We start from the raw sequence: 3,020 nt of genomic DNA, 5'->3' as shown, positions 1-3,020 counted from the left end.
TTCTGTAGCCGGGCCCATGCCGTGGCTGTCGCTTTTCTGTAGAGCCGAGCCCATGCTCGGCTGCGTTGTGAAGAGCAGCCGAGCACGGGCTCGGCTCTACAGGACCGCCAGCCGAGCATGGGCTCGGCTCTACAATCCGGCGCGCTCGGCGATAATGGGCCATGAACCTGCAACGCTCCCCTTCGCGCGCCGTGGCCTGGATGGTCGCCGCCGTCGCCTGTTTCTCGCTGATGGACGCCGGCATGAAGCAGCTTTCGGCCAGCTATCCCTCACTGGAGGTGACCTTCCTGCGGGGTGTGGCGTCGCTGCCCTTCGTGCTGGTCTGGGTACTGGCCAGTGCCGGGCCACGCTCGTTGATCCCGCGCCGCTGGGGCCTGCACCTGCTGCGCGGCGCGCTGGGCATGGCGATGATCGGCTGCTTCGTGTTCGCCCTGCGCGACCTGCCGCTGTCCACCGCCTACACCATCTACTTCGTCGCGCCGCTGCTGATTGCCGCCTTGTCGGTGCCGCTGCTGGGCGAGCGGGTCGGACCGCGGCGCTGGGTCGCCATCGGCATCGGCCTGGTCGGCGTGCTGGTGGTGCTGCGGCCGGGCGTGGGCGGTTTCATCTCGGTGCCGGGCCTGATGGTGCTGGCCGCCGCCACCGCCTATGCCATCGCCGCGATCACCGTCAGCCTGCTGACCCGCACCGATACCTCGCAGTCGATGGTGGTCTGGTTCCTGGTCATCATGGCCATCGGCGCCGGGCTGCTGGCGATCCCCGGCTGGGTGCCGCTGCAGATGGCGCATGCGCCGTTGATCGCCGGTATGGGCCTGGCCGGAGCACTGGGCCAGATTGCGCTGACCAAGGCCTTCCAGCTGGGTGAGGCCTCGATGATCGCGCCGCTGGAGTACAGCGGCCTGGTCTGGGTGATCGGCTGGGATCTGGCGTTCTGGGGGCAGCTGCCGGACGGCTACACCTGGGCGGGCGCGGCGATCATCGTCGCTTCGGGCCTGTACCTGCTGCACCGCGAGCGGGTGAACCGGCAGGAACCGCCGAAACCGCTGGACCATCCCTGAACCGGTGTGACCGGGGAATGGGTCAGAGCCCCTGCGGGGATCCGACCCGGGGTCAGATCCCGCAGGGGCTCTGACCCCGGCCAATACGCGGTTGCGAGCGCCTTAGAACCAAAAGGAATAACATTCTGGCCCATGGCGCGGGCGCGCGAGCGCCGGCGCTGGTAGGCTGCACGCCCCCTTCCATCGCCCTCCCGGTGAGCTGATCCCGTGATCGAGTTCCAGCGCCTGCACAAATCCTATGCCGTTGCCGGCCGCTCAGTCAGCGCGCTGCAGCCGCTGGACCTGACCATCGAGGCCGGTGAGGTGTTCGGCATCATCGGCCATTCCGGTGCGGGCAAATCGACGCTGATCCGCATGATCAACCGCTTGGAAGAGCCCAGCGGTGGTCGTCTGCTGATCGCCGGTGAAGACGTAACCGCGCTGGAGCCGGAGGGCCTGCGCGCGCTGCGCCGCCGGATCGGCATGATCTTTCAGCACTTCAACCTGCTGTCCTCGCGCACGGTGGCCGGCAACGTCGCCTTCCCGCTGGAACTGGCCGGAACGCCGAGGGCCGAGATCGACGCGCGCGTCGCCGAACTGCTGCAGACCGTCGGCCTGCAGGCGCATGCGGACAAGTACCCGGCGCAGCTGTCGGGCGGGCAGAAGCAGCGCGTGGGCATTGCCCGGGCGCTGGCCACCCGTCCGCAGATCCTGCTCTGCGATGAGGCCACCAGCGCGCTCGATCCGCAGACCACCGCCTCGGTGCTGGCGCTGCTGTCGAAGATCAACCGCGAGCTGGGCCTGACCATCGTGCTGATCACCCACGAGATGGACGTGATCCGTCGCGTCTGCGACCGCGTGGCCGTGCTCGATGCCGGCCAGCTGGTCGAGACCGGCCCGGTGACCAAGGTGTTCCTGCATCCGCAGCACCCGACCACCCGCCGTTTCGTCAGCGAATCGGAGCACGTGGACGAAGGCACATTGCACCGCGATTTCGACGCTGTCGGTGGCCGTGTCGTGCGCCTGACCTTCCTCGGCGCTGACACCTACGAACCCCTGCTCGGCAGCGTCGCGCGGCAGACCGGGGTCGACTACAACATCCTGTCCGGCCGTATCGACCGGATCAAGGACACCCCGTATGGCCAGCTGATCGTCGCCCTGGTGGGCGGTGACCAGTCCGCCGCGCAGGCCGCGTTCGTGGCCGCCGGCGTGCACGTTGAGGAACTGCGTCGATGATCATCGCCACCGCCGGCGGTTTCTTCCGCCACCTGGATGCCGACAAGTGGGTGGATATCGGCAAGGCCACCATCGAGACGCTGCTGATGATGGCCGGCTCGCTGCCGCTGACCCTGGCCATCGGCCTGCCGATGGGCGTGCTGCTGTATGTGTTCGGCGCGCCGCAGATGAAGCGGCGGCCGCTCGCCTATGGCGTACTCGCGCTGGTGGTGAACCTGCTGCGTTCGGTGCCCTTCATCATCCTGATGGTGGTGCTGATTCCCGTGTCGCTGTGGTTGATGGGGCAGTCGATCGGCGTGCTCGGCACGCTGCCGGCGTTGGTGATCGGCGCGGCGCCGTTCTACGCGCGCCTGGTCGAGACTGCGCTGCGCGAAGTGGACCGTGGCGTGGTCGAGGCCGCGCAGTCGATGGGCGCCACCACCTGGCAGCTGGTTACCCGGGTGCTGCTGCCTGAGGCCCGGCCGGGCCTGATCGCTGCAGCCACGGTCACCACCGTCGCCCTGGTCGGCTTCACCGCCATGGGCGGTGCGATCGGTTCGGGTGGCCTGGGCGACCTGGCACTGCGCGAAGGCTACCAGCGCAACCGCACCGACGTGGCCCTGGTCACCGTGGTGGTGCTGCTGATCCTGGTGCAGCTGCTGCAGATGCTGGGCGACCGCCTGGTCGCGCATTACAGCCGCAAATAACCGGGGCTTCCGCCGGGCATGGCCCGGCGCTACCGGAACGTTCGCGCGGCAGCGCCGGGCC

Annotated in this window: 3 protein-coding genes; all 3 read left to right on the top strand. The window is 68.6% G+C overall.

The window, feature by feature from the left end:
• The first annotated feature begins 161 nt into the window (after positions 1–161).
• The 3 genes from ACFX4F_RS20850 (at position 162) to ACFX4F_RS20840 (ending at position 2,959) form a co-directional block, all read left to right on the top strand.
• Complete coding sequence (locus tag ACFX4F_RS20850; protein ID WP_099820600.1) at positions 162–1,058, top strand: DMT family transporter; 897 nt, start codon at positions 162–164, stop codon at positions 1,056–1,058.
• Positions 1,059–1,265: 207 nt separating this feature from the next.
• A complete protein-coding gene (locus ACFX4F_RS20845) occupies positions 1,266–2,273 on the top strand; it encodes a methionine ABC transporter ATP-binding protein (RefSeq protein WP_099820601.1) in 1,008 nt (335 codons plus the stop codon).
• Entirely contained in the window at positions 2,270–2,959 is a 690-nt protein-coding gene (locus ACFX4F_RS20840) for a methionine ABC transporter permease (RefSeq protein WP_099820602.1), read from the top strand. The genes ACFX4F_RS20845 and ACFX4F_RS20840 overlap by 4 nt, the downstream gene beginning before the upstream one ends.
• Positions 2,960–3,020: the final 61 nt, after the last annotated feature.

This window comes from Stenotrophomonas sp. YIM B13575 (genome assembly GCF_042787595.1).
In the GTDB taxonomy this organism is placed as follows: domain Bacteria; phylum Pseudomonadota; class Gammaproteobacteria; order Xanthomonadales; family Xanthomonadaceae; genus Stenotrophomonas; species Stenotrophomonas lactitubi_B.
Note: the sequence above shows the minus strand (reverse complement) of the source record. Positions and strands in the feature narration are given on the sequence as shown.

Excerpts from the sequence above, each read along its gene's own strand:
- ACFX4F_RS20850 (WP_099820600.1), top strand. The coding sequence starts at position 162 with ATGAACCTGCAACGCTCCCCTTCGCGCGCCGTGGCCTGGATGGTCGCC.
- ACFX4F_RS20840 (WP_099820602.1), top strand. The coding sequence starts at position 2,270 with ATGATCATCGCCACCGCCGGCGGTTTCTTCCGCCACCTGGATGCCGAC.